We start from the raw sequence: 25,236 nt of genomic DNA on the forward strand, positions 1-25,236 counted from the left end.
TGCAACGTCGCACCGATGTCCGACGTACGCGTCGTGGTCATCGACTGCACCGACACCGGCGCGTCCCCGCCCACCGCAACCGACCCGACCTGGATCTTGCGGCTGACCCTACGGTCGGCGAGCTTGGTCGGAACGGACGGAATTCCGAGAGAAATCGCAGTCATGCGCTGAGCATCCCCAAGGTGTGGATCAAGGTCCCGAGATCGGCGGGCTCCGGCCTTCGAGGTTACGGCACCGGAGGCGGCGCGGAGCACACCGCGTACGGGAGTGGCACACAAATGCGACGGCCCGGACACATACTGTGTGCCGGGCCGTCACTCGTGGTGCACATGGTGCTCGGTGGGTCAGGAGATCTTGACCGGATTCACGATGTCGGCGACGAGCACCAGCAGTGTGAAGCAGATGAAGACTCCGGCGACGACATAGGCGACCGGCATCAGCTTGGCCACGTCGAAGGGGCCCGGGTCCGGGCGCCGGAAGACCCGGGCCAGATTGCGGCGCAGGGCCTCCCAGAGCGCTCCGGCGATGTGCCCGCCGTCGAGCGGCAGCAGCGGGAGCATGTTGAAGAGGAACAGCGACAGGTTGAAGCCGGCCAGCAGGAACAGCATCATCGCGATCTGGTTCTGCGCCGGTACGTCCAGCGTCATCACCTCGCCGCCGATCCTGGCCGCGCCGACCACACCGACCGGGGAGTCCGCCGCCCGTTCGCCGTCGCCGAAGGCCGCGTCCCACAGGCCCGGGATCTTGGACGGGAGGGCGATGATCGAGTCGACACCGTTCTCGATCATGTCTCCCATGCGGAGCACCGAGTCACCGAAGGAGAGCGGGACGATCTCGGTCTGGGCGGCGAAGCCGAGGTAGCCAGCCTGCACGAAGTCGCCGGGGACCACTTCGCCCTTGGAGTCCTTCTTCGCCACCAGGTTCTTCTTGAGAACGGCGTGGAGGGTCTTCTCCTGACCGTCGCGCCGGACCGTGATGGTGGCGGGGCCGATGGTGTCGCGGATCCTGTCGGAGAGCGTGGCCCAGTCGTCGACCTTCTGTCCGTCGAAGGCGACGATCGTGTCGCCCTTCTTGAGCCCCGCCGCCAGTGCGGGCGAGACCGGGTCGGACTTCTCGCACTTGTCGCGGTTCTCGCTCTGCTCGATCACGCACTTCTGGACACCGGCCACCTCGGTGGTCTGGGTCTGGAAGCCGAAGGTCATCGCCACGCCCAGGAAGATCGCGACGGCGAGGACCAGGTTCATGAACGGTCCGGCGAACATCACGATGACGCGCTTCCACGGCTTGCGCGTGTAGAACAGGCGCTTCTCGTCGCCCGGTTCGAGCTCCTCGAAGGCGGCGGACCTGGCGTCCTCGATCATGCCGCGCCACGGCGAGGTGGACCGCGCCTCCAGGCGCCCGTCCGGCCCGGGCGGGAACATGCCGATCATGCGGATGTAGCCGCCGGCCGGGATGGCCTTGATCCCGTACTCGGTGTCGCCCTTCTTCCGGGACCAGACCGTCGGCCCGAAGCCGACCATGTACTGGGGGACGCGGATGCCGAAGAGCTTCGCGGTCGACAGGTGCCCCAGCTCGTGCCAGGCGATCGAGAACAGCAGACCGATGGCGAAGACGACGATGCCCAGAATCGTCAGCAGGACCGTCGTAATACTCATGCGCGCGCCTCCGCTGTCGCTTTCGCCGAGAGTTCACGGGCCCGGGCTCGTGCCCAGGTCTCCGCTTCCAGGACGTCTGCGACCGTGAGCGAAGTTCCCGTGGCGGGGGTGCCGTGTTCGGCCACCACCGCCGTGACCGTATCCATGATTCCGTTGAACGGCAGCCGTCCCGCGAGGAATGCGTCGACACATTCCTCGTTGGCGGCGTTGAAGACGGCCGGTGCGGTGGCGCCGAGGGCGCCGACGTGCCTGGCCAGACCCACGGACGGGAAGGCCTCGTCGTCGAGCGGGAAGAACTCCCAGCTGGACGCCTTCGACCAGTCGAAGGCGGGCGCGGCGTCCGGGACGCGCCGGGGCCAGCCGATGCCGATGGCGATCGGGCCGCACATGTCCGGGGGCGTGGCCTGGGCGAGGGTGGAGCCGTCGGTGAACTCCACCATGGAGTGGACGTAGGACTGGGGGTGGACCACGACCTCGATCCGGTCGAACGGGATGTCGTAGAGCAGATGCGCCTCGATGACCTCAAGGCCCTTGTTGACCAGGGTGGCGGAGTTGACCGTGATGACCGGTCCCATGGCCCAGGTCGGGTGGGCGAGGGCCTGCTCGCGGGTGACGTCCGCCAGTTCGCTCCTGGTGCGTCCCCGGAACGGGCCGCCGGAGGCGGTGACGACGAGCTTGCGTACGTCGGCGCGGGTGCCGGCGCCGAGCGCCTGGAAGAGTGCGGCGTGCTCGGAGTCGACCGGGATGATCTGGCCGGGCTTCGCCAGCGCCTTGACCAGCGGGCCGCCGACGATCAGCGACTCCTTGTTGGCCAGGGCGAGCGTGCGGCCCGCTTCGAGCGCGGCGAGGGTGGGGGCGAGTCCGATCGAGCCGGTGATTCCGTTGAGCACGGTGTGGCAGTCGCCCGCCGCCAGCTGCGCGGCCGCGTCGGGCCCTGCCAGGATCTCGGGGAGCGGCTCGCCCGTCCCGTACTGCTCCCGCAGCGCCTCGCGCAGGGCCGGTACGGCGTCCGGCGCGGCGACGGCGACGGTACGCACCCGCAGTCGGCGCGCCTGCTCGGCGAGGAGGGCGACCCGTCCGCCCGCGGCGGAGAGCGCGGTGACCCGGAAGAGGTCGGGGTTGCGCAGCACCAGGTCGATGGCCTGGGTGCCGATGGATCCGGTCGAGCCGAGGATGACGAGATCCCGGCGGCCTTCCGCGGCGTCGAAGACGAGGTGCGGGTCGGCGAGGGGGGCAGGGCTGTCGCTCATGCCCCCCATTGTTGCCGCTTCGTCTGTGCGTGTGGACAGTGCGTCCCGCGCACCGGCCGTCCGGGCGGACGGGGCACGTCGGGCGGGGGACGTGCCCCGCCCGACGTGCCGTGGTTCAGCGGACGGTCCGGTGGACGTTTTCCCTGGTGGACGGGCCCGGGGTGGCATCGGCGATCCAGGGGCCGTCGCCGCTCGGGTCGATAACGCCTTCTTCCAGCCAGGTGTACGCGCCGGACAGGACGCCGTCGACCAGGCGCCGGTCCAGGTCGTCGGTGTTGGACCACAGCCGGGTGAAGAGCTCCTCGACGCGGAGCCGGGACTGGTGGCAGAACACGGCGGCGAGCCGGTAGGCCTCGCGTCCGTGGTCGTCCGTGGAGCGCAGCAGTTCGGCGCGGACGCAGGTGGCGCTCATCGCGAAGAGTTCGGCGCCGATGTCGACGATCCGGCCGAGGAAGCCCTGTTTGGTCTCCATCCGGCCCTGCCAGCGTGACATGGCGTAGAAGGTGGAGCGGGCCAGTCTGCGCGAGGCGCGTTCCACGTAGCGCAGGTGGGCGGACAGGTCGGGGTGGCCGGGGTGGTTGAACTCCCGGTACGTACCCGGCAGTTGTCCCGGTCCGGTGACGAGACGGGGCAGCCAGCGGGCGTAGAAGCCGGCTGCGTTCGCGCCTGCCTTCGCCTTGGCGGAGAGGGGTTTGCCGGGGTCGATGATGTCCCCGGCGACCTTCAGATGGGCGTCTACGGCCTCCCGGGCGATCAGCAGATGCATGATCTCGGTGGAGCCCTCGAAGATCCGGTTGATCCGAAGGTCGCGCAGGAGTTGTTCGGCGGGCACGGCCCGCTCGCCGCGGGCGGCGAGGGAGTCCGCGGTCTCGAAGCCGCGTCCGCCGCGGATCTGGACGAGTTCGTCGGCCATCAGGCAGCCCATCTCGGAGCCGTACAGCTTGGCGAGGGCGGCCTCGATGCGGATGTCGTTACGGTTCTCGTCGGCCATCTGGGAGGCGAGGTCGACCACCGCTTCGAGGGCGAAGGTGGTCGCGGCGATGAAGGAGATCTTGGCGCCGACGGCCTCGTGCCGGGCGACCGGCCTGCCCCACTGTTCACGTACCTCGGACCATTCGCGGGCGATCTTCAGGCACCACTTCCCGGCGCCGACGCACATGGCGGGCAGCGAGAGCCGTCCGGTGTTGAGCGTGGTGAGGGCGATCTTGAGCCCGGCGCCCTCGGGGCCGATGCGGTTCGCGGCGGGTACCCGGACCCGGTGGAAGCGGGTGACGCCATTCTCCAGGCCGCGCAGGCCCATGAAGGCGTTGCGGTTCTCGACGGTGATGCCCGGGGAGTCCGCCTCGACGACGAAGGCGGTGATGCCGCCCTTGTGGCCTTCCGACTCGGGCACCCGGGCCATCACGACGAGCAGGTCGGCGACGACGCCGTTGGTCGTCCAGAGCTTCACCCCGTCCAGGACGTAGTCGGGCCCGTCCGGGACGGCCGAGGTGGCGAGCCGGGCCGGGTCGGAGCCGACGTCCGGTTCGGTGAGGAGGAACGCCGAGATGTCGGTACGGGCCAGCCGGGGCAGGAAGGTGTCCTTCTGCTCCTGGCTGCCGAAGATCTTCAACGGCTGCGGCACACCGATGGACTGGTGGGCGGAGAGCAGCGCGCCGAGGGCCGGGCTCACGGAGCCGACCAGGGCGAGGGCCTTGTTGTAGTAGACCTGGGTGAGGCCGAGGCCGCCGTACTTGGGGTCGATCTTCATCCCGAGCGCGCCGAGTTCCTTGAGGCCGCTGATCACCTCGTCGGGGATTCTCGCCTCGCGCTCGATCAGGGCGCCGTCGATCCTCGTCCCGCAGAACTCGCGCAGCCGGGAGAGGAAGGCCTCGCCCCGCCGGACGTCGTCCGGGGGCGGCAGCGGATGCGGGTGGATCAGGTCAAGCCGGAAGCGCCCGAGGAAGAGTTCCTTGGCGAAGCTGGGCTTGTGCCAGTCCTGTTCGCGTGCGGCCTCGGCCACTTGGCGTGCTTCGCGCTCGGTGACCCGGGGCGTGTTCTTCGGTGCGGATGGTGCGGACATGAGGAGCTCACCTCGCCGCGGTGTGAGTGGGTGGACGCGGCCGGTCCGCGCGGGGGAAGCACCCACGGGTACCGACCGGCTCTACTCGTCCGTATGTACCCGATTCCCGACATGCCCGCCATCCCCGCGGCGCCGATCGGGTCGGGGGCCACTCCACCGACCCGCCCGGGGTGGCGGAGGCGGCGGAGAGACGGAGATGGCCTGAACCCCCGCACAGTGGGTTCAGGCCATCTCGCTGTCGCCTGCTGTCGTGCTGTCCAGGCGGAACACAGGCGACGTCGGTGGATCGGTCTCGATCCTGTTCGCGGACTACAGGGCGAGGCCGGTGAGGACCAGCACGCGCTCGTAGGTGTAGTCGTCCATGGCGTAGCGGACGCCCTCGCGGCCGACGCCGGACTGCTTGGCGCCGCCGTACGGCATCTGGTCCGCGCGGTAGGAGGGGACGTCGCCGATGATCACGCCGCCGACCTCAAGGGCGCGGTGGGCGCGGAAGGCGGTCTGCAGGTCGTGCGTGAACACGCCTGCCTGCAGGCCGTACTTGGAGGAGTTGACGGCCTCGAACGCCTCGGCCTCGCCGTCCACCTTCTGCACGGACAGCACCGGTCCGAAGACCTCCTCGCAGGAGAGGGTGACGTTGTCCGGGAGCTCGGCGAGCACGGTCGGCGCGTAGGTGGCGCCGTCGCGCTTGCCGCCGGTGAGCAGCTGGGCGCCGGCCCGGACGGCCTCGTCGACCCAGGACTCGACGCGCTTGGCGGCGTCCTCGCTGACCAGCGGGCCGACGTCGGTGGCGGCGTCCGACGGGTCGCCGGTGACCTGGGCCTCGACGGCGGCGACGATCTTCGGGAGCAGCCGGTCGTAGACCGAGGCGTCGGCGATGACGCGCTGCACCGAGATGCAGGACTGGCCGCCCTGGTAGTTGGAGAAGGTCGCGATCCGGGTCGCGGCCCAGTCCAGGTCCTGGTCCGAGGCGTAGTCGCCGAGGACGACCGCCGCGCCGTTGCCGCCGAGCTCCAGGGTGCAGTGCTTGCGGGGCACCGACTCCAGGATCGAGTAGCCGACCGGGCCGGAGCCGGTGAAGGAGATGACCGGGAGGCGCTCGTCCTGGACCAGGGCGGGCATGCGGTCGTTGGGGACCGTCAGCACGGACCACGAACCGGCCGGCAGGTCGGTCTCGGCCAGCAGCTCGCCGAGGATCAGCGAGGAGATCGGCGTGGCCGGGGCGGGCTTCAGGATGATCGGCGCACCGACGGCGATGGCCGGGGCCACCTTGTGGGCGCTCAGGTTCAGCGGGAAGTTGAAGGGTGCGATGCCCAGGACCGTGCCGCGCGGGAAGCGGCGGGTCAGGCCGAGCCGGCCGGTGCCGCCGGCGTCGGTGTCCAGGCGCTGGGCGTCGCCACCGTTGAAGCGGCGGGCCTCCTCCGAGGCGAACCGGAACACGGAGACGGCGCGGCCGACCTCGCCGCGGGCCCACTTGATGGGCTTGCCGTTCTCGGCGGAGATCAGCTGGGCGATCTCCTCGGTGCGCTCCACCAGACGCCGTACGACGTGGTCGAGGGCGGCGGCCCGGACGTGGGCCGGCGTCGCGGCGAACTCCTCGCGCACGGCGTGCGCGGCCGCGACGGCCTCCTCGATCTGGGCGTCGGTCGGCACGCTGACGGTGCCGACGAGACGGCCGTCCCAGGGGTTGGTGACGTCGAAGCTGTCCTCGCCGGTGGCCTGGCGGCCGGCGAGCCAGAAGGCGTGGGTGGAAGTCATGGAGGTTCCGGCCCTTCGGAGCGGTGGGGGTTTCTTGCCCCCACCGTAGGGCCGCACGGCCGTCCTGGCGTTTGTCCGGGGTGGAGCAGTGCGGGCCGAGGACGCTCCGGTTTGTCGGATGCGGCCGGAACGGACGGCTCCGGTGGACGGTTGCGCCTCCGACGCCGACGGCCCTGGTGGGGGGGCACGTCCCCGGAGCCGACGGCTCCGGCGGGTGGCTACACCTCCGGCTCCGGTGACTCCGGTGACTCCGACGGCTCCGACGGCTCCGACGGCTCCGACGGGTGGCTACACCTCCGGCTCCGGTGGCTCCGGTGACTCCGGTGACTCCGGTGACTCCGGTGGAAGGGTTACGCCTCCGGCGCCGACGGGGCGCCCGTCGCCTTGAGCGCCAGCCACAGCTCCATCCGGACGTCCGGATCGTCCAGCGAGCGGCCCAGGATCTCCTCGACCCGGCGCATCCGGTAGCGCAGGGTGTGGCGGTGCACCCCCAGGTCCGCGGCGGCGGCGTCCCACTGGCCGTGGTGGGCGAGCCAGGCCCGCAGCGAGGCGACGAGGTCGCCGCGGCCCTTGGCGTCGTGCTCGTGCAGCGCGCGGAGCATTCCGTCGGCGAAGGCCCGCACCGCGTCGTCGGCGAGCAGCGGGAGCACCGAGCCGGCCGCGAGCTCCTCGTGCTCGACCAGTGCCCTGCCCCGGCGGCGCGCCACCGACAGGGCCTGCTCGGCCTGCTTGTACGCGGCGGAGACGGCGATCGGTCCGGCCGGTGCGGAGAGGCCCACGACCACCTGGTCCTCCTCCGGCTTGGTCCCGTCGGCGGGCGCCCGCGCCTCCTGGGCCTCCGCGTGGGCCGTGCAGGCGGCGACCGCGGCGCCGCCGTCCGCGGCCAGGACGACGAGCCGGTCGCCCTCGGGGACGGTCAGCAGGGTCTCGCCGGTCCGCAGCGCCGCCGCCTCCATCGCCTCGCCGAGCGCCGCGGGGGCGGCCGGGTCGGACCCCTCCGCGATGAGCAGCCGGAACGGGGCGTCGAGCAGTCCCCCGTACAGGTCTCCGGCGACGGCCCGGGCGTGGTCCGGCTGGCCGGCGAGCAGCATCCGCAGCACCGCCGCGCCGAGCCGCTGTTCGGCGCCCTGGAGGGACCGGGAGCGGGCGGTTATCAGGGTCAGCAGGGCGACGGCCGAGTGCACGGCGTACCGGTCGGCGGTGCCGAGCGCCGCTCCGGTGCCCACGGCCAGCGCTCCCCTGCCCCGGCGGCCGGTGCCCAGGGACTGGAGTTCGACCCGGTCGTCGGTGTCGCCGACGACGATGCTGGCGGGGGCGGTACGGTCCCGCAGCCGTTCCACGTCGGGGGTGAGCCGGGCGGCGCGGCGGGCCGCCCATTCGGGGGCCGCGGCGACGACCTGGCCGGCCGCGTCGTACAGGGCGGCCCAGCCGTCGAGGTGGGCGGCGAGCCGGGTGAGCAGTTCACCGGGGCCGTCGCCCGCGAGGGCGGCCCTGGTCAGCTCCCGCTGCACCTCGAAACCTGCGGTCACGGCCCGGTACTGCTCCTCGGCGATCGCCGAGGAGACGGCCTTGGCGATGGCGATGAACGGGGTGCGGCGGGGCACTTCGAGGAGCGGCAGCTTCGCCTCCTCGGCCGCGTCGATCAGCGCCTGCGGCAGTTCGTCGTAGTTGACGCCGACGGCGAAGCCCAGGCCGACGACCCCGGCCCCGGCCAGCCGCCGCACGTACCGCCGCATCGCCTCGGGGTTCTCGGCGTCGAGGTTGGTGGCGGTGACGAGCAGGAACTCGCCGCCCTCCATGTACGGCACGGGGTCGGTCAGCTCGCTGGCGTGTGCCCAGCGCACGGGCGCGTCGAGCCGGTCCGCCCCCGCGCGCACGGTGAGTTTGAGCGCCGAGTGCTGGACGAGCGAGGCGAGAGTGAGGGGCATGGGACCGCTGGACCTCGGGGAGTCGATTTTCGCCGTCCCGTATGAACGACTCCTGCCAATTCTGCCAGAGCGGCAGGGTTCGTCATGACCACGACCAGAGGCGCGGGGTGAGCGGCGCACCCCGCGCCGCTCAGCGGTTCAGGTCCACCAGCAGCGGCGGCACGTGCGCGCCGTCGACCGTCGTCACGGAGAGCACCGCGTGACCCGCGGGCAGCTCGTAGGCCAGCGCGGAGGCGGACCAGCGTTCGCGTTCCACCTGCCGCACGGTGACCGCGTCGACGGTGACCGCCTTGCCGGTGGCGAGCTTGCGCAGCGCGTGCATGGCCCGGGTGAACGGCTGGTCGGCGAAGACGCCGTGCTGGGCCACCTCGCGCACGGAGACCCACTCCTTGCCCCAGGCCTCCGAGAACCGCTTCCCGTCCCAGGTGGTGGCGCCCGACAGGATCATGCCGCAGCCCACCGCGCCCAGCAGGGCCGAGTGCAGCCCCTCGGGAACGTCGTCGAGGGTGCGCAGCGCGAGTACGGCGCCGGCGTTCACCGACCTGAGCCGCCGGAGCCCCTGGACGGTCTCGGCGGTGACGGTGTGCGTCGCGTCGTCCAGCACCAGGCAGGTGAAGACCGACCGGTCGGGGCGGGCCGCGGCGATCGCGTTGAACTGGGTGAGGACGAGCCTGGTCAGCACCCGGCAGGCCCCGGCGTGGGCGCGTTCCGGGAGGTCGATCCGGACCCTGAGCGGGTGCTGCCCGAGGGAGCGGAGCGAGAAGGGCCGGGCCTCCTCGCCGGTGGCGAAGAACCCGGCGAACGCGGGCCGGTCGAGAAGGGCGACGCGGTCGGCCAGCACCGCCGCGGGGTCTCCCGCACCGCCGGTCTGCCGGGTCCGGGCATCCAGCTCGCGGAGCATGGCCGAGTGGCCGCCGTCCTCCAGGGCGCGTCGCAGCCCGCCGACGGCTGACTCGTCCCCGGAGAGCAGTTCCCGCAGCTCCGGCACCGCCGGGAAGCAGCCGTGGACGGCCCGGTAGGGGCCGAGCAGCTGCCCGAGGGCCAGGGCCGCGCGCCGCCCGTCCAGGCCGGGCACGTCCCCGGCGAGTCCTTCCGCGAGGGTGGCCGCGGCCTCGTCCGGGTCGGTCGATCCCCCGTACAGGTCGAAGTCGTGGACGGACGAGGGGTCGCCGATCTTCACCACGACGTCGTACGCGTCGTCGGGGCCGAGGGCCGCGCCCGCGGCGCCCACCGCGAGCACCGCCGTCTTGCCGGTCAGGGCCTGGAGGGCCAGCGTCTCGACGACCGGGCGCACCAGCCGGGCCGTCTTGCCCGCACCGGGCGGCCCGACCGCCAGCAGGGAGGTGCCGAGGAGGGCGGGGTCCAGGGCCATGCCCGAACCCCTGCGGGCGTACGGGTTGCGTTCGTCGTCGGCGCAGTCCCCGATCCGGACCTGGCCGGCCAGCAGATCGTGGCGCGCGGTCCGCAGCGGAAGGTCCCGGCTGCCCGAGGGGTGCAGGAAGGCGTCGGCCCCCTGGCGCAGGACCGCCTCGTCGAAGGAGGCCGGTCCGTCGTGGCGGGTCCGCGCCCGCTCCCAGGCGTGGGTGAGGCGGACGCAGTCCACGTCGTTCAGGCGCCCGGCCCGGACGGCTGCGGCGAGCACGTCCGCCGCCTCCGCGCGTCCCGCGGCGCGCAGCTGCGGCCAGTGCGCCGCCTCCGTCCCGGTCCCGGGGGCTGCGGCGGGCGACGGGGCGGTGTCCTCCCCCGGGGACGTGGCGGCCCGGCCGGCCGCGCGCTCCCGCAGGGCGGTGCGCCAGCGCCCGGTCCGGGCGAACGGCCACACGACCCCGGCGACGACCAGCGCGTACGCCCCGTAGGCGACCACGGCCGCCAGGTACTCGTTGCCGCCGCCCTGCAGCCAGCTCTGCGGGATCAGGTACAGCACCACGTCCAGCAGCGGCACCTTGCCGCTCCAGACCAGCCACAGCGCGAGCAGCGCCCCGATGCCCGAGAGCGTCAGCCGGGCGCGCTCCGGGCGGGGCCCCGCCCAGTAGTGGAAGAGCCCGGCCCAGTGTCCGACGCGGGCCGCCCACAGCCCCGCGATCAGCACCAGCAGCTGGTTGTACAGCGTCTCGATGCTGTATGCGGCGGCCGGGACCGACCCGGCCCGCAGAGTGTCGAAGAACCACCAGCTCCCCGGCGTGACCGCCTCCAGGGGCACCTTCACGTACGGGATACGGAAGTCCGCCAGCAGCGCCCAGATCACCAGCCAGAGCACCAGGGCGAGCAGCGGCCCGAGCAGGGAGGGGCGTGGTGGCCGTTCGGCGGCGCGCGGCACATGTCCGTACCGCCAGACGCCGGGCTCGGCTGCGGGGCGCGGGGCGTTCAGCCACTGCGCGGTCGACGGGCCGGCCCCGGGGAGCCCGGCCGGCCTCGGCGGGGCGGCCGGCTGCCCGCTCCGGGGGGCGCCGACGGGCATCGGCGGGGCGGCGGGCGGCGGCCCGGCCGGGCGTGGCACCGGAGGGCGGGGCACATCGGGCCGGCCGCGGTCCCTCTCGGTACCGCTGGTGCCCCGCGCACCGCGCGCGTCGTCGCTCTTCATGAACCGTTGCCCCCTGACCGGCCGGGTCCGTCCGTCTGCCCCGGTCAATCTAGTGGGCGCGCAGGGCGAGTTCAGCAAGGCACCGGCACCGGACCGCGCCGTTTCGCCGCCCGCCGCCCCCGTCGCTATGTCCGTGGCGGACAACGGCGCGCGACCACCACTCCCGAACGGAACATGCCGCACCCCCCGCCTCGCCCATAGCCTGGGCCGGAAGCGTCCGAAACATCCCCCCAGGAGCCCCTCATGACCGAAATCCCGCAGGAGCGCCGCGTCGTCACTGCCATTCCCGGCCCGAAGTCGGTGGAGCTGCAGGCCCGCCGTCTGGAGACGGTCGCCGCAGGTGTGGGCTCCACCCTGCCGGTGTTCACCGCCCGCGCCGGTGGCGGGATCATCGAGGACGTGGACGGCAACCGGCTGATCGACCTCGGCTCCGGTATCGCCGTGACGTCGGTCGGCGCCTCCGCCGAGGCCGTCGTGCGCCGCGCGTCCGCGCAGCTGGCCGACTTCACCCACACCTGTTTCATGGTCACGCCGTACGAGGGGTACGTCGAGGTCTGCGAGCAGCTCGCCGAGCTGACGCCGGGCGACCACGCCAAGAAGTCCGCGCTGTTCAACTCGGGCGCCGAGGCCGTCGAGAACGCGGTGAAGATCGCCCGCATCCACACCAAGCGCACCGCGGTCGTCGTCTTCGACCACGGCTACCACGGCCGCACCAACCTCACGATGGCGCTGACCGCCAAGAATATGCCGTACAAGCAGGGCTTCGGCCCGTTCGCGCCCGAGGTCTACCGGGTGCCGGTGGCGTACGGCTACCGCTGGCCGACCGGTGCCGAGAACGCCGGTGCCGAGGCGTCCGCCCAGGCCATCGACCAGATCAACAAGCAGATCGGCGCGGAGAACGTCGCCGCGATCATCATCGAGCCGGTGCTCGGCGAGGGCGGCTTCATCGAGCCGGCCAAGGGCTTCCTCCCGGCGATCGCCCAGTTCGCCAAGGACAACGGCATCGTCTTCGTCGCCGACGAGATCCAGTCCGGCTTCTGCCGTACCGGCCAGTGGTTCGCCTGCGAGGACGAGGGCATCGTCCCGGACCTGATCACCACCGCCAAGGGCATCGCGGGCGGTCTGCCGCTCTCCGCCGTGACCGGCCGCGCCGAGATCATGGACTCCGCCCACTCCGGTGGCCTCGGCGGCACCTACGGCGGCAACCCGGTCGCCTGCGCGGGTGCGCTCGGTGCCATCGAGACGATGCGTGAGCTGGACCTGAACGGGAAGGCCAGGCGCATCGAGGAGGTCATGAAGGGCCGCCTCGCCGAGATGCAGTCGAAGCTCGGCAACGGCGACATCATCGGTGACATCCGCGGCCGCGGCGCGATGATCGCGATCGAGCTGGTGAAGTCCGGCACGAAGGACCCGAACCCGCAGGCCGCCGCGGACCTCGCCAAGGCCTGCCACGCGGAGGGTGTGCTGGTCCTCACCTGCGGCACGTACGGCAACGTCCTGCGCTTCCTCCCGCCGCTGGTGATCGGCGAGGACCTGCTGAACGAGGCGCTCGACGTCATCGAGCAGGCGTTCGGCCGGATCTGACCTGTGCGAACCCCGGCGGCCGCGAACCGCGTTCTCGCAGGGGTTACGAGGGGCCCGCGTGAGGGCCTGTGAAGAACGTGTGCGGGGCCGATGGCGGGATCTGTTTCCCGCTGTCGGTCCCCCATCGGCTGCCGTACGGTTCCTGCAGATGAGAGAAACACCCCGTCCGCAGGGGACTGCGGGCGATGCCGGGCCGGAGCTTCCCCAGCGCCGTCCTGGCCGTGCCTTCGCGCACGCCGCTGGAGCCTCCGGCTCCGGAACTCCTCACCGATCGGATGGCCGCCCGCCCCAGACCCCCCGGGGCGTGCGGCAGACCGGTCCGACCGGCCGCCCCGGAACCACCCCCCCTGTTCCCGGGCGGCCGGCTCATTTCCTCTTCCCGGCCCTGTCGGCCGTGTTTCTCCTGGTGCTCTTCGCGCTCACGGCCCGGCAGGTCGCCGTCGGCGGTCCGCTGCGCGGACTGGACGAACGGACCGGACGGGCCGTCGTCGGCCACGGACCCGCCCGGCTGACCGAATTCCTCGCCGATCTCGGCAATATGCAGATCGCGCTCCCGGTGCTGGGCTGCGCGATCGTGTGGGCCCTGGTGCGCGGTGCTCGCCGCGCACCGCTGTACGCGGTGCTCGCGATGGGCGCGGTGCCCGCGCTCGTCGTCCCGCTGAAGGCGTGGATCGCCCGTCCGGGACCGCTGACGGAGGCCACCGGCTACTTCCCGTCCGGTCACGCGGCGACGGCCGTGGTGGCGTACGGGGCGGCGGCCCTGCTGGTCACGCCGTACGTGGGGCGGGCGTGGTCGTGGATGATGCCCGTCGCCGCTGTCCTGCTGACCACGGCGACGGGCATCGGTCTGGTGCTGCGCGGCTATCACTGGCCGCTGGACGTGCTGGGCAGCTGGTTCCTCTGCGGCGGAGCGGTGCTGCTGCCGCTATGGACCGTCCGTCACCCTCAGCCGCCGAAGTAGGCGTCGAAGTTCTTCGAGAACTCCCCGTTGTTGAACCGGTCCCAGTTGATCGACCACGTCATCAGTCCGCGCAGCGCGGGCCAGGTCCCGTGGGTGGTGTAGGAGCCGCAGTCGGTCTTCTTCGTCAGGCAGTTCAGCGCCTTGGTGACCTCGGCGGGCGAGGTGTGGCCGTTGCCCGCCTGGGTGGAGGCCGGCAGTCCGATGGCGACCTGGTCGGGGCGGAGCGCCGGGAAGACCTTGGTCTGGTCGCCCGCCACCGGGAAGCCGGTGAGCAGCATGTCCGTCATGGCGATGTGGAAGTCCGCGCCGCCCATCGAGTGGTACTGGTTGTCCAGGCCCATGATCGAGCCCGAGTTGTAGTCCTGGACGTGCAGCAGGGTCAGGTCGTCGCGCAGCGCGTGGATGACCGGGAGGTAGGCGCCGGCCCGGGGGTCCTGGCCGCCCCAGGGGCCGGAGCCGTAGTACTGGTAGCCGAGCTGGACGAAGAAGGTCTCGGGGGCCATCGTCAGGACGAACCTGTCGCCGTACTTGGCCTTGAGGGACTTCACCGCGGAGATCAGGTTGACCACGACCGGGGTGGTGGGGTTGCGGAAGTCGGTGTCCCCGGTGTTCAGCGAGAGCGAGTGGCCCTCGAAGTCGATGTCGAGGCCGTCCAGACCGTACTCGTCGATGATCCTGCCGACCGAGGAGACGAACATGTCGCGGGCGGCGGCGGTGGCGAGCTGGACCTGGCCGTTCTGGCCGCCGATGGAGATCAGTACCTTCTTGCCCTTGGCCTGCTTGGCCTTGATGGCCGCTTTGAACTCGGCCTCGGACTCGACGTTCGGGCACTCGGTGACCGGGCAGAGCGAGAATCGGATGTCGCCGGAGGTGACCGAGGTCGGTTCGCCGAAGGCCAGGTCGATGACGTCCCAGGAGTCGGGCACGTCCGCCATCCGGGTGTAGCCGGAGCCGTTGGCGAAGCTGGAGTGCAGATAGCCGACGAGCGCGTGGGCCGGCAGGCCGCCTCCCTCGCTTCCCCCGCCGCCCGCCGTGGTGGTGGCCTGGACGGCCGCGGACCTGGCGGACTCCCCCGCGGAGTTGGTCGCGGCGACCTGGAAGCCGTACGAGGTCGACGCGGTGAGGCCGGACACGGTGGCGGAGGTGCCGGTGACCGAGAGGACCTTGGTGCCGCCCCGGTAGACGTTGTAGCCGGTGGCCCCGGAGGAACCGGTCCACGAGAGGTCGACGGAGGACGCGGTGACCGTACCCGCCCTGAGCCCGGTGGGGGCGGCCGGGAGCTCCGCGGGGGCTCCGCCCGGACCGACGAGGGTGAGGTCGTCGGCGTAGTAGGCGGGGGTGCCGAACCAGCCATGGGTGTAGACGGTGACCCTGGTGGTGGACGGGCCGGTCCTGAAGGTCGTGGTGAGCTGCTTCCAGTCGGCCGACGACTGGGTCCAGGTGGACACGTCGGTGGTGCCGGTGCCCTCCGCGCCGAGGTAGACGTAGGAGCCCTGTACCCAGGCGCTCAGCGTGTAGGCGGAGTCCGGCTGGACCGCCACCTGCTGGGAGCACTTGGCGTTGTCGGCGCCGGCCGGGGTGGCCTTCAGCGCCGAAGTGCCGTTGTGCGCCGGGGCGCTGACCACTGCTCCGCTGCTGCCGGTGCAGTTCCAGCCGTCCAGGCCGGACTCGAAGCCGCCGTTGCGCGCCAGATCGGTGTCGGCGGCGACGGCGGACGGTGCGAGGGCGGTCAGACCGCCGGCGGCGAGCAGGGCCGCCGCGAAGGCGGCCACGACTCCGGTAAATCGGGCGGGGGGTCCCGTGCGTTCCACAACGGCCTCCGTGCATGGGGGAATTGAGTGCGGCCGCCACAACATGGTCCAGACCAATCGGGTTGTCAAGACCTCTGACGGTCCCGGCCCGCCCGCTGCCGTACCCGCGCTCGGCCCGTCAGTCCCCGCGCTCGGCCCGCTCGGCAGCCGCCTCGTGCATCGCCAGTTCCAGGAGTGTCGCGTCGGTGAGGGTTCCCGACCCGTCGGGCGGGACCAGCCAGCGCACCCCGCTGCCGGCCGCCCGGCCCGGATGGGGCACCACGATCCAGGTCCCCTGCCCCGCGCCGCGTACGCCGGTGCCGACCCAGCGGGCGGCGGTGCCCGGGGCCACGAAGAAGCCCGTGCGGGCATCGCCGAAGTCGCCGAGTACGGGCCCGGGCCGGTCGATGAGCCGGGTCAGTACGTCGAGGGTGGGACGCCCCAGCTCCCCCGGAAGAATCAGCACGTCCCAGCGCCGGCCGGCGGGAAGGAGCGTCACCCCCCGGGGATTGCGCTCCCATTCCCACCGGCACGCGTCCGGATCCGGCGCCACCGATGCCAGCCATTCGACTGCTGCCTTGACCCCCGCGCCAGCCATGACCTGTCTCCATTCCGTGTGCACCGGCCATGCGGTGCCGGTGCGTGCACACGGGAGAGAGAGATGGCGCCGATCGATTACGCGGGTTCGGCCGACGAATTCACGACGAACGGGCCGGTCACCCCCAGGGGTGACCGGCCCGTTCGGATTCAGCTGTCGAGGACGGGGCCCGGCCTCAGCTGTCGAAGCCGAGGCCCAGCCGGTCCATTGTCCGCAGCCAGAGATTGCGCCGGCCGCCGTTGTCGTCCGCCCTGGCCAGGGACCGCTTGGTCAGCTCGATCCCGGCCCAGGCGAAGGGCTCCGGCGGGAACGGCATCGGCTTGCTGCGGACCATTTCCAGCGCGGTGATTTCGTTCTGCTCGCCCGCCAGCAGATCGAGCATCACATCGGCCCCGAAACGGGTGGCGCCGACGCCGAGTCCGGTGAATCCGGCGGCATAGGCGACCCGTCCCCGATGGGCCGTGCCGAAGAACGCGGAAAAGCGCGAACAGGTGTCGATCGCCCCGCCCCAGGCATGGCTGAAACGCACCCCGGCCAATTGCGGGAAACAGTCGAAGAACTGGCCCGCGAGTTTGAGGAAGGTCTCCGGACGCTGGTCGAGATCGGCGTTCAGCCGGCCGCCGTACGGATAGATCGCGTCATAGCCGCCCCACAGGATCCGGTTGTCCGCCGACAGCCGGAAATAGTGGAACTGGTTTGCGCTGTCGCCCAGCCCCTGCCGGTTCTTCCAGCCGATGGAGGCGAGCTGCTCCGCGGTGAGCGGCTCGGTCATCAGCGCGTAGTCGTAGACCGGCACGGTGTACGGGCGCACCCGCTTGACCAGAGACGGGAAGATGTTCGTGCCGAGGGCCACCCGGCGCGCGAAGACCCTTCCGTACGGGGTGCGGACCGCCATTCCCGTGCTGGTCCCGGCCAGTTCGAGGCCCCGGGTGTGCTCGTACACCCGCACGCCCAGGTCGACGCAGGCCCGCTTCAGGCCCCAGGCCAGCTTGGCCGGGTGCAGCATGGCGACCCCGCGCCGGTCCCACAGGCCGCCCAGGAACGTCGGGGAGTCGACCTCGGCGCGCAGCGCGTCCCGGTCCAGGAACTCCAGCCCGGTGAAGCCGAGCTTCTGGGCCTCCTGGTGCCATTCGCGCAGCTCTTCGAGCTGGTGGGGCTCGGTGGCGACGTCGATCTCGCCGGTGCGCTCGAATTCGCAGTCGATGGCGTAGCGGGCGACGGCGGCCTCGATGGCGTCGAGGTTCCGTTCGCCGAGCTCCTCCAGCTTGTGGATCTCCTCGGGCCAGCGCTCCAGCCCGTTGGGCAGGCCATGGGTGAGGGAGGCGGCGCAGAATCCGCCGTTGCGGCCCGAGGCGGCCCAGCCCACCTCGTGCCCCTCGATCAGTACGACGTCCCGCCCGGGTTCGCGTTCCTTGGCGATCAGCGCGGTCCACAGTCCGCTGTAGCCGCCGCCGACGACCAGCAGGTCGCAGTGCTCGTCACCGGTGAGCGCGGGCAGTGCGGCGGGCTTGCCGGGGTCGTCCAGCCAGAACGGGACCGGCTTCGCGTCGGAGAGTGATTGTGCGGCAGTACGCATGGCAGCTGGGGCCATGGTTTCCAACTCCTTCAGGGCTTTCTATCGTGCGCTGTTCTTCCGCCGGTTCGCGATGAGCTGGCCGACGACCACCACCATCACGGCAATGATGAACATCGCCGTTCCGATGACGTTGATCTGCACGGGTGTGCCGCGCTGCGCCGATCCCCAGACGAACATGGGGAAGGTCACGGTCGAGCCCGCGTTGAAATTGGTGATGATGAAATCGTCGAACGAGAGCGCGAAGGCGAGCAGCGCTCCCGCCGCGATTCCCGGGGCGGCGATCGGCAGCGTCACCCGCAGGAAGGTCTGCACGGGGCCGGCGTACAGATCGCGGGCCGCCTCCTCCAGCCTCGGGTCCATCGACATCACGCGCGCCTTGACGGCCGTCACGACGAAGCTCAGGCAGAACATGATGTGCGCGATGAGGATGGTCCAGAAGCCCAGCTGTGCGCCCATGTTGAGGAAGAGGGTGAGCAGCGAGGCGGCCATGACGACCTCGGGCATCGCCATCGGCAGGAAGATCAGCGAGTTGATCGCGCCGCGCGCCCGGAAGCGGTAGCGGACCAGCGCGAAGGAGATCATCGTGCCGAGGACGGTGGCGCCGATGGTGGCCCAGAGGGCGATCTGCAGGGACAGCGAGAGCGAGCCGCACATGTCGGCGACGCCGCAGGGGTCCTTCCAGGCGTCCAGCGAGAAGCGCTGCCAGGAGTAGTTGAAGCGCCCGTTCGGCTTGTTGAACGAGAACACCATGACGACGACGTTCGGAAGGATCATGTACGCGAGGGTCAGCAGACCCGCGATGACGATCAGGTTCCGGCGTATCCAGCGCAGTACGGGCATCAGACCAGGTCCTCCGTCCCGGAGCGGCGGATGTAGACGGTGACCATGATCAGGACGACCGCCATGAGGATGAAGGAGAGCGCGGCCGCCGTCGGGTAGTCCAGGACCCGCAGGAACTGGGTCTGGATGACGCTGCCGACCATCTTCGTGTCGGTGGAGCCCAGCAGTTCCGCGTTGACGTAATCGCCGCTGGCCGGGATGAAGGTGAGCAGCGTTCCGGAGACGACGCCCGGCATGGAGAGCGGGAAGGTCACCTTGCGGAAGGTGGTGGCGGGGGTGGCGTAGAGGTCACCGGCCGCCTCGTGCAGCCTGCCGTCGATCCGCTCCAGCGAGGTGTAGAGCGGCAGGATCATGAACGGCAGGAAGTTGTACGTGAGACCGCAGACCACCGCCATCGGGGTGGCCAGCACCCGGTTGGACTCGGTCCAGCCGAGCCAGCTGGTGACGTCCAGGACGTGCAGGGTGTTCAGTACGTCGACGACCGCGCCGCCGTCCGCGAGGATCGTCTTCCAGGCGAGCGTGCGGATCAGGAAGCTGGTGAAGAACGGCGCGATGACCAGCACCAGGACGACGTTGCGCCAGCGGCCCGCCTTGAACGCGATGAGGTAGGCGAGCGGGTAGCCGAGCAGCAGGCACAGGAGGGTGGCGGTACCGGCGTACAGCAGGGACCTGATGAACTGCGGGTAGTAGTCGGTCAGCGCGTCCCAGTAGGTCTGGAAGTGCCAGGTGACCTCGAACCCCTTCTCCAGGGATCCGGTCTGCACGGAGGTCGACGCCTGGTAGACCAGCGGCAGCGCGAAGAAGACGATCAGCCACAGGATGCCGGGGAGCAACAGCCAGTACGGGACGAGGCGCTTGCGGGTGGAGGGCTTGCGTATCGCCGGCTCCGCCGTGACGGGCGCCGGTGGCGCCTCCTTGGTGAGGCTCACGCCGCGTCCTCCACCGTCTCCACACCGGCGTCGCCCATCGTCCCCGCAAGCATGGACTGGGCGGCGTCCAGACCGAAAGTGTGCGCCGGGTTCCAGTGCAGGACGACCTCTGCCCCGGCCGTGAGACGCGCGTCACGCTCGATGTTCTGCTCATACACCTGGAGCGCCTTGCCCGCAGGGCTCTCCACGACGTACTGGGTGGAGACGCCGATGAAGCTGGAGTCGACGATCCGGCCGGTGACCCGGTTGCGGCCGTCGGCGATCACGTCCGCGTCGTCGGCGTGCGCGAGCGAGATCTTCTCCGGGCGGATACCGAGGAGCAGCCTGCCGCCGCTCGTGGTCGGGGCCGTACACCGGTCGGTGGGCAGCCGCAGCCTGCCGCCGCCCGCCGCCACCACGATGCCGGTGCCGGTGCCGGCGGAGACGATCTCGCCCTCGATGAGATTGGAGGTGCCGAGGAAGTTGGCGACGAAGGTCGTCCTCGGGTTCTCGTACAGGTCGGCGGGGGCACCGAGTTGCTCGACCCGGCCCCCGTTCATCACCGCGACGGTGTCGGCCATGGTCATGGCCTCCTCCTGGTCGTGGGTGACGTGGATGAAGGTGATGCCGACCTCGGTCTGGATGCGCTTGAGCTCCAGCTGCATCTGGCGGCGCAGCTTGAGGTCGAGGGCGCCGAGCGGTTCGTCGAGCAGGAGCACCTGCGGGTGGTTGATCAGGGCGCGGGCGACGGCGACGCGCTGCTGCTGGCCGCCGGAGAGCTGGTGCGGCCTGCGCTTGGCGAAGTCGCCGAGCTGGACGAGCTCCAGCATCTCGTCGACCTGCTTCTTCACCGACTTGATGCCGCGCCGGCGCAGGCCGAAGGCGACGTTCTCGGTGATGTCGAGGTGCGGGAAGAGCGCGTAGCTCTGGAAGACCGTGTTGACGGGCCGTTTGTACGGGGGAAGCCCGGTGATGTCGCGGCCGCCCAGCGAGACCGTGCCGGTGGTCGCCTCCTCCAGGCCCGCGATCATCCGCAGAGTGGTGGTCTTGCCGCAGCCGGACGCGCCGAGCAGCGCGAAGAAGGAGCCCTGCGGGACGGTCAGATCGAGCGGCTTGACGGCTTCGAAGGAGCCGTACGTCTTGCTGATCCCGGTGAGGCGGACGTCGCCGCCGGTCTGCTGCTGTGTCATGGATCGCGGTCCCAGTGGTGTCAGAGGGGGATCGGGGCTGGAGAGGAGCGCCGGTCAGGCGCCGATGAGCTTGGCGAACTTCTCTTCGTACGCCGTCTCTTCCTTGGCGGTCAGCGAGCGGAAGGCGTGCGACCGGGACGCCATCTCCTTGTCCGGGAGGATCAGGACGTTGTCGGCCATCGCCTGATCGATCTTCGCCAGTTCGTCGCGGACCCCGTCGACCGGGCAGACGAAGTTGATGTACGCGGCGAGCTCCGCGGCGGCCGACGGCTCGTAGTAGTAGTCGATGAGCTTCTCGGCGTTGGTCTTGTGCCGTGCCTTCACCGGGACCAGCAGGTTGTCGCTGGATATGACGTATCCCGCGGCCGGAATCGCGTACTTGATGTCCGGGTTCCCGGCCTGGAGCTGGATGACGTCGCCGGCCCATCCGACGCAGGCGGCGATGTCGCCCTTGTCGAGGTCGGCGGTGTAGTCGTTGCCGGTGAAGCGGCGGATCTGGTTCTTGTCGACGCCCTTCTGGAGCCGGCCGATCGCGGCGTCGTAGTCGGCGTCGGTGAAGTTGCCGGGGTCCTTGCCCATGTCGAGCAGGGTCATGCCGACGGTGTCGCGCATCTCCGAGAGGAAGCTGACCCGTCCCTTGAGCTTCGGGTCGTCGAGGAGCTGTGTGACGGAGTCGACCTTGCGGCCGCCGGTCGCCTTGGAGTTGTAGGCGATGACGGCGGGAATGCCCGCCCAGGGGTAGGAGTAGGCACGGCCCGGGTCCCAGTCCGGGGAGCGGAACTGGGCCGACAGGTTGGCGTAGGCGTGCGGCAGGTTCGACGCGTCGAGCTTCTGCGCCCAGCCGAGGCGGACGACGCGGGCGGCCAGCCAGTCGGTGACGCAGATGATGTCGCGGCCGGTGTCCTGGCCGGCCGCGAGCTGCGGCTTGATCTTCCCGAAGAACTCGACGTTGTCGTTGATGTCCTCGGTGTACTTGACCTGGATCCCGGTGCGTTTCGTGAACGCCTCCAGGGTGGGCCGGTGCTTGCCGTCGTCGGTGACGTCCATGTACTCGGTCCAGTTGGAGAAGTTGATCTGCTTCTCCTCGGCCGAGTGGTCGTCGGACGCCGCGGCGGCATCCCCCTCCCGCTTGGCGGGCGGGATGCCGCACGCGCTCAGCGTGCCCAGCCCGCCGATCGCCAGTGCCCCCATGCCGGAGGCGCGGATCAGCGATCGGCGGGTCAGGGCGCCCCGGCCGCTGGTGAGGCTGCGTCGCATCGCGGCGAGTTGGGCCGCGGAGAGACGCTCGGGCTCGTACTGCTCCATGCGCGTTGCCCTTTCGGGTGTGTGTGGCCGGGGTCGGCCGGGTTATCGGTCCCCGAAGATCGTGCGGTGCCAGTCCTTGCGGGCGACCGCGGTGTTGTCGTACATGACGTGCTTGACCTGCGTGTACTCCTCGAAGGAGTACGAGGACATGTCCTTGCCGAAGCCGCTGGCCTTGTATCCGCCGTGCGGCATCTCGCTGATGATCGGGATGTGGTCGTTGACCCAGACGCAGCCCGCCTTGATCTCGCGGGTGGCGCGGTTGGCGCGGTACAGGTCCCGGCTCCAGGCGGAGGCGGCGAGTCCGTACGGGGTGTCGTTGGCGAGCCGGATGCCCTCGTCGTCGCTGTCGAAGGGCAGCACGACCAGGACCGGGCCGAAGATCTCCGACTGGACGATCTCGCTGTCCTGGGCCGCTCCGGCGACCAGCGTCGGCCGGTAGTAGGCGCCGGCCGCCAGTTCGCCGCCGGGGGCCTCGCCGCCAGTGACGACGGTGGCGTACGCGCGGGCCCGCTCGACGAATCCGGCGACCCGGTCCCGCTGGGCGTGGCTGATCAGCGGGCCGAGGTCGGTGGACGGGTCGAAGGGGTCGCCGAGCCGGACGGTCTCCATCAGCGCCGCGACGCCCTGCACGAAGGCGTCGTACAGCGGGCGCTGGACGTAGGCGCGGGTGGCGGCGGTGCAGTCCTGGCCGGTGTTGATGAGCGCCCCGGCGACCGCGCCGTTGACCGCGGCTTCGAGGTCGGCGTCGTCGAAGACCACGAAGGGGGCCTTGCCGCCGAGTTCGAGGTGGAGTCGCTTGACGGTGGAGGTGGCGATCTCCGCGACCCGCTTGCCGACGGCGGTGGAGCCGGTGAAGGAGGTCATCACCACGTCCGGGTGGCCGACGAGGTGCTCACCGGCGTCCTTGCCGGCGCCGGTGACGATGTTGACCACACCGTCCGGGATGCCCGCCTCGGTGGCCGCCTGGGCGAACATCAGCGAGGTCAGCGGGGTGATCTCGGCGGGCTTCAGGACGATCGTGTTGCCCGCCGCGATGGCCGGGAGGATCTTCCAGGCGGCCATCTGGAGCGGGTAGTTCCAGGGGGCGATGGAACCGACGACGCCGATCGCCTCCCGGCGTACGTACGAGGTGTGGTCGCCGTCGTACTCGGCGGCCGACTTGCCCTCCAGGTGGCGGGCGGCCCCGGCGAAGAAGGAGGTGTTGTCCACGGTGCCGGGCACGTCGAACTCGGTGGAGAGCTTGATCGGCTTGCCGCACTGGAGGGACTCCACGTACGCGAAGTCGTCGGCCTGCTCGGCGAGGACGGCCGCGAAGCGGTGCATCGCCTCGGCCCGCTCGGCGGGCGTCGCGCCCGACCAGCCGGGGAACGCCGCGCGGGCGGCCGCCACGGCGGCGTCCACGTCGGCGGTGCCCGCCAGTTCGTAGCTGTGGACGGTCTCTCCCGTGGCCGGGTTCACCACGTCGTGGTGACGTCCCGATGTTCCGGACCGCAGCTTTCCGCCGATGTACTGTGCGCCGTCCGCGAAGCGGTCCCGCACCTGGATGCCGTTGCCCATGACGATCTCCTCCGCCGCACCCCGGAATGCGGGGACGGCGTAGCCTCTGCTCGATTTGAGTGCCGATCCTGGCAGAGGGGGGCAACCCCAACAAGTGATTCCGTTGTTGCCTTTTGGTTACGCGACGGAATCTGTCGACCATGTGTCGCGTCGGTGCGGAAATCCCCGTACGTAGTGTCAGTGGCGAATGCCAGAATCGCGTGTCATGGAACACATGAACGATCTCCTGGCGAAGGCCGCACGTGGCGAGAAGGTGAAGTACCTGCACTTCTGGGGACACCGCCCCCGGCCCGACGGCCGGATCGGCACGAGCTGCCTCAGTCAGTGGTGGCCCACGCGCTTCACGGTCGACGGTGTGACGTACGCGTCGGCGGAGCACTGGATGATGGCCGGCAAGGCGCGGCTGTTCGGCGACGCGGAGTCGGAGGCCGCGGCGGTGGCGGCGAAGAGCCCGGCGGTGGCGAAGAAGGTGGGCCGGCTGGTCCGCGGTTTCGACGACGCGGTGTGGCAGCGCGAGCGGTACCCGCTGGTGGTGGCCGGCAGTGTGCACAAGTTCGGCGGTGACCCGGAGCTGCGGGAGTTCCTGCTGAACACCGGGGACCGGGTGCTGGTCGAGGCGAGCCCGATGGACCGCATATGGGGCATCGGACTGGCCGCGGACGACCCGCGGGCGGAGAACCCGGCGAGCTGGCGGGGGCTGAATCTGCTGGGGTTCGCGCTGATGGACGCGCGGGCGGAGCTGCGCGCCTCATGAGAGGACCGGGACGCCCGGTGGCCCGGCGGACCGATGGCCCGGCCGTGCGCGGCCGGGCCATCGGGAGCGGACGGACCGCGGGAGCGGCCGGGGCCCGTCCGGCGGGCTCAAAACCTAACGCGTGACCTCGACGACCAGGGATGTCGAGTACGGGTCGTCGTTGTAGCCGCTGTCCTCGAATTCATCGGCGTGGGAGACGAACAGCCAGATGAAGAAGCTGATGATCGCCACACCGAAGGCGATGCCGATGGACCCGGTGATGATCCCGGCGAGCGCCTGACCACTGTTGGTCGCCTCGCCGCGCTGCACCCGCTTGCGTCCCAGGATGCCGAAGATCAGCGCCAGCGCGCCCAGGACCAGGCTGGGTATCCCGTATACGCAGAACAGGCAGACGGCCAGGATGCCCAGCACCATGGACGCGGTACCCATGCCGTTGGAGGGCGGCGGACCGCCCCAGGGCGCCTGCGGGTAGCCGGGGTATCCCGGGTAGCCGCCGTACTGCGCGGGGGGCGCGGCCGGGTAGCCGTACTGGCCCGCGACCGGCGGTACCGGCTGGCCCGGTCCGTTGGGTCCGACCGGCGGCGGCGGGACCTCACCGGGACCGGGGCCGAATCCGGCGCCGGGCAGTGGCCCGTTCTGCGCAGGCGCACCGAAGGCCGGCGGCGGTGTGTCGGCCGGCTCGGGGCCGTCCCCGACGCCCGGCATCGAGGTGACCGTGGGCTGGCTGTGCACAGCGGGCGGGCGGGTGTCGCCGGCCTGCTTCTCCAGCGGCACCCTGCTGTCCGGCGGAGCCCACGGATCGCGCGGCGCGGCCCCGCCCTCTGGCTGCTCTGTGTTGTCTGACATGGGCCTCCCCCATCGTGGTCCCGTCATGCTACGGCCCCGCTGCGCACCGGCGGGCCCGGCCTACGATGATCCCCGTCCCCTGCCCGGCCGACCGTG

19 protein-coding genes are annotated in these 25,236 nt (G+C 71.1%); 3 read left to right on the forward strand and 16 right to left on the reverse strand.

From position 1 onward, the window contains the following. The 7 genes from ACGF8B_RS35735 to ACGF8B_RS35765 all read right to left on the reverse strand — a co-directional run. On the reverse strand, positions 1-164 hold a 164-nt coding region (locus ACGF8B_RS35735; RefSeq protein ID WP_350985938.1), incomplete at its 3' end, for a flavodoxin-dependent (E)-4-hydroxy-3-methylbut-2-enyl-diphosphate synthase. A gap of 180 nt (positions 165-344) precedes the next feature. After that, positions 345-1,655: a M50 family metallopeptidase gene (locus tag ACGF8B_RS35740; RefSeq protein ID WP_392746468.1), complete on the reverse strand. Its 1,311-nt coding sequence runs from the start codon at positions 1,653-1,655 to the stop codon at positions 345-347. Then, on the reverse strand, positions 1,652-2,905 hold the full coding sequence (gene dxr / locus ACGF8B_RS35745) for a 1-deoxy-D-xylulose-5-phosphate reductoisomerase (protein WP_392746470.1): 1,254 nt from the start codon (positions 2,903-2,905) through the stop codon (positions 1,652-1,654). The genes ACGF8B_RS35740 and dxr overlap by 4 nt, the downstream gene beginning before the upstream one ends. A 115-nt stretch (positions 2,906-3,020) precedes the next feature. Further along, entirely contained in the window at positions 3,021-4,967 is a 1,947-nt protein-coding gene (locus tag ACGF8B_RS35750) for an acyl-CoA dehydrogenase family protein (RefSeq protein WP_392746471.1), read from the reverse strand. 309 nt (positions 4,968-5,276) lie between these two features. Beyond that, positions 5,277-6,722, reverse strand: a complete 1,446-nt coding sequence (locus tag ACGF8B_RS35755) for an aldehyde dehydrogenase family protein (RefSeq protein ID WP_124716090.1) — start codon at positions 6,720-6,722, stop codon at positions 5,277-5,279. A 350-nt stretch (positions 6,723-7,072) separates the two neighbouring features. After that, positions 7,073-8,650 carry a PucR family transcriptional regulator gene (locus ACGF8B_RS35760; protein WP_392746474.1) on the reverse strand — a complete coding sequence of 526 codons (1,578 nt, stop codon included), beginning with the start codon at positions 8,648-8,650 and terminating at the stop codon, positions 7,073-7,075. A gap of 130 nt (positions 8,651-8,780) precedes the next feature. Next, positions 8,781-11,231 (reverse strand): ATP/GTP-binding protein, encoded by a 2,451-nt coding sequence (locus ACGF8B_RS35765; RefSeq protein ID WP_392746476.1) that lies wholly within the window; start codon positions 11,229-11,231, stop codon positions 8,781-8,783. Between the two features lie 243 nt (positions 11,232-11,474). Here ACGF8B_RS35765 and gabT point away from each other — a divergent pair, with 243 nt between their 5' ends. Together gabT and ACGF8B_RS35775 are read left to right on the forward strand one after the other, a co-directional pair. Then, on the forward strand, positions 11,475-12,815 hold the full coding sequence (gabT, locus tag ACGF8B_RS35770; RefSeq protein WP_392746477.1) for a 4-aminobutyrate--2-oxoglutarate transaminase: 1,341 nt from the start codon (positions 11,475-11,477) through the stop codon (positions 12,813-12,815). A gap of 394 nt (positions 12,816-13,209) precedes the next feature. Further along, positions 13,210-13,776 (forward strand): phosphatase PAP2 family protein, encoded by a 567-nt coding sequence (locus ACGF8B_RS35775; protein ID WP_392746479.1) that lies wholly within the window; start codon positions 13,210-13,212, stop codon positions 13,774-13,776. Here the strand turns inward: ACGF8B_RS35775 and ACGF8B_RS35780 are convergent. The 8 genes from ACGF8B_RS35780 to ACGF8B_RS35815 all read right to left on the reverse strand — a co-directional run bounded on the left by ACGF8B_RS35780 (position 13,761) and on the right by ACGF8B_RS35815 (position 23,540). Beyond that, positions 13,761-15,587, reverse strand: coding sequence for a chitinase (locus tag ACGF8B_RS35780; protein WP_392746480.1), 1,827 nt, complete (start codon positions 15,585-15,587; stop codon positions 13,761-13,763). The genes ACGF8B_RS35775 and ACGF8B_RS35780 overlap by 16 nt on opposite strands. A gap of 118 nt (positions 15,588-15,705) precedes the next feature. After that, on the reverse strand, positions 15,706-16,164 hold the full coding sequence (locus ACGF8B_RS35785; protein WP_392746482.1) for a hypothetical protein: 459 nt from the start codon (positions 16,162-16,164) through the stop codon (positions 15,706-15,708). 175 nt (positions 16,165-16,339) lie between these two features. Further along, entirely contained in the window at positions 16,340-17,755 is a 1,416-nt protein-coding gene (locus tag ACGF8B_RS35790; protein WP_392746484.1) for an NAD(P)/FAD-dependent oxidoreductase, read from the reverse strand. A gap of 24 nt (positions 17,756-17,779) precedes the next feature. Continuing rightward, positions 17,780-18,580, reverse strand: coding sequence for an ABC transporter permease (locus ACGF8B_RS35795; protein WP_392746486.1), 801 nt, complete (start codon positions 18,578-18,580; stop codon positions 17,780-17,782). Then, the gene (locus ACGF8B_RS35800) at positions 18,580-19,509 is read right to left on the reverse strand and encodes an ABC transporter permease (RefSeq protein ID WP_392746488.1); all 930 of its coding nucleotides are present in this window, start codon (positions 19,507-19,509) and stop codon (positions 18,580-18,582) included. Before ACGF8B_RS35800 ends, ACGF8B_RS35795 begins: the two co-directional genes overlap by 1 nt. After that, positions 19,506-20,678, reverse strand: coding sequence for an ABC transporter ATP-binding protein (locus tag ACGF8B_RS35805; RefSeq protein ID WP_392746490.1), 1,173 nt, complete (start codon positions 20,676-20,678; stop codon positions 19,506-19,508). Before ACGF8B_RS35805 ends, ACGF8B_RS35800 begins: the two co-directional genes overlap by 4 nt. A gap of 54 nt (positions 20,679-20,732) precedes the next feature. After that, complete coding sequence (locus ACGF8B_RS35810; protein WP_392746491.1) at positions 20,733-21,983, reverse strand: PotD/PotF family extracellular solute-binding protein; 1,251 nt, start codon at positions 21,981-21,983, stop codon at positions 20,733-20,735. Between the two features lie 42 nt (positions 21,984-22,025). Next, entirely contained in the window at positions 22,026-23,540 is a 1,515-nt protein-coding gene (locus ACGF8B_RS35815) for a gamma-aminobutyraldehyde dehydrogenase (RefSeq protein WP_392746493.1), read from the reverse strand. A 214-nt stretch (positions 23,541-23,754) separates the two neighbouring features. Here ACGF8B_RS35815 and ACGF8B_RS35820 point away from each other — a divergent pair, with 214 nt between their 5' ends. Beyond that, on the forward strand, positions 23,755-24,294 hold the full coding sequence (locus ACGF8B_RS35820) for an NADAR family protein (RefSeq protein WP_392746495.1): 540 nt from the start codon (positions 23,755-23,757) through the stop codon (positions 24,292-24,294). Between the two features lie 114 nt (positions 24,295-24,408). On the opposite strand, the gene ACGF8B_RS35825 is transcribed toward ACGF8B_RS35820, so the two are convergent. Then, entirely contained in the window at positions 24,409-25,140 is a 732-nt protein-coding gene (locus tag ACGF8B_RS35825) for a DUF4190 domain-containing protein (protein WP_392746496.1), read from the reverse strand. Positions 25,141-25,236 lie beyond the last annotated feature (96 nt).

Origin of the sequence: Streptomyces sp. NPDC047917 (assembly GCF_043204345.1) — a bacterium.
Classification (GTDB): domain Bacteria; phylum Actinomycetota; class Actinomycetes; order Streptomycetales; family Streptomycetaceae; genus Streptomyces; species Streptomyces sanglieri.

Bases quoted from the DNA above. Each gene is read 5' to 3' on its own strand.
- ACGF8B_RS35820 (WP_392746495.1), top strand. From the start codon at position 23,755: ATGAACGATCTCCTGGCGAAGGCCGCACGTGGCGAGAAGGTGAAGTAC.
- ACGF8B_RS35825 (WP_392746496.1), bottom strand. From the start codon at position 25,140: ATGTCAGACAACACAGAGCAGCCAGAGGGCGGGGCCGCGCCGCGCGAT.
- ACGF8B_RS35785 (WP_392746482.1), bottom strand. From the start codon at position 16,164: ATGGCTGGCGCGGGGGTCAAGGCAGCAGTCGAATGGCTGGCATCGGTG.
- ACGF8B_RS35765 (WP_392746476.1), bottom strand. From the start codon at position 11,231: ATGAAGAGCGACGACGCGCGCGGTGCGCGGGGCACCAGCGGTACCGAG.
- dxr (WP_392746470.1), bottom strand. From the start codon at position 2,905: ATGAGCGACAGCCCTGCCCCCCTCGCCGACCCGCACCTCGTCTTCGAC.
- ACGF8B_RS35740 (WP_392746468.1), bottom strand. From the start codon at position 1,655: ATGAGTATTACGACGGTCCTGCTGACGATTCTGGGCATCGTCGTCTTC.
- ACGF8B_RS35795 (WP_392746486.1), bottom strand. From the start codon at position 18,580: ATGCCCGTACTGCGCTGGATACGCCGGAACCTGATCGTCATCGCGGGT.
- gabT (WP_392746477.1), top strand. From the start codon at position 11,475: ATGACCGAAATCCCGCAGGAGCGCCGCGTCGTCACTGCCATTCCCGGC.
- ACGF8B_RS35810 (WP_392746491.1), bottom strand. From the start codon at position 21,983: ATGGAGCAGTACGAGCCCGAGCGTCTCTCCGCGGCCCAACTCGCCGCG.
- ACGF8B_RS35755 (WP_124716090.1), bottom strand. From the start codon at position 6,722: ATGACTTCCACCCACGCCTTCTGGCTCGCCGGCCGCCAGGCCACCGGC.
- ACGF8B_RS35805 (WP_392746490.1), bottom strand. From the start codon at position 20,678: ATGACACAGCAGCAGACCGGCGGCGACGTCCGCCTCACCGGGATCAGC.
- ACGF8B_RS35750 (WP_392746471.1), bottom strand. From the start codon at position 4,967: ATGTCCGCACCATCCGCACCGAAGAACACGCCCCGGGTCACCGAGCGC.
- ACGF8B_RS35790 (WP_392746484.1), bottom strand. From the start codon at position 17,755: ATGGCCCCAGCTGCCATGCGTACTGCCGCACAATCACTCTCCGACGCG.
- ACGF8B_RS35815 (WP_392746493.1), bottom strand. From the start codon at position 23,540: ATGGGCAACGGCATCCAGGTGCGGGACCGCTTCGCGGACGGCGCACAG.
- ACGF8B_RS35760 (WP_392746474.1), bottom strand. From the start codon at position 8,650: ATGCCCCTCACTCTCGCCTCGCTCGTCCAGCACTCGGCGCTCAAACTC.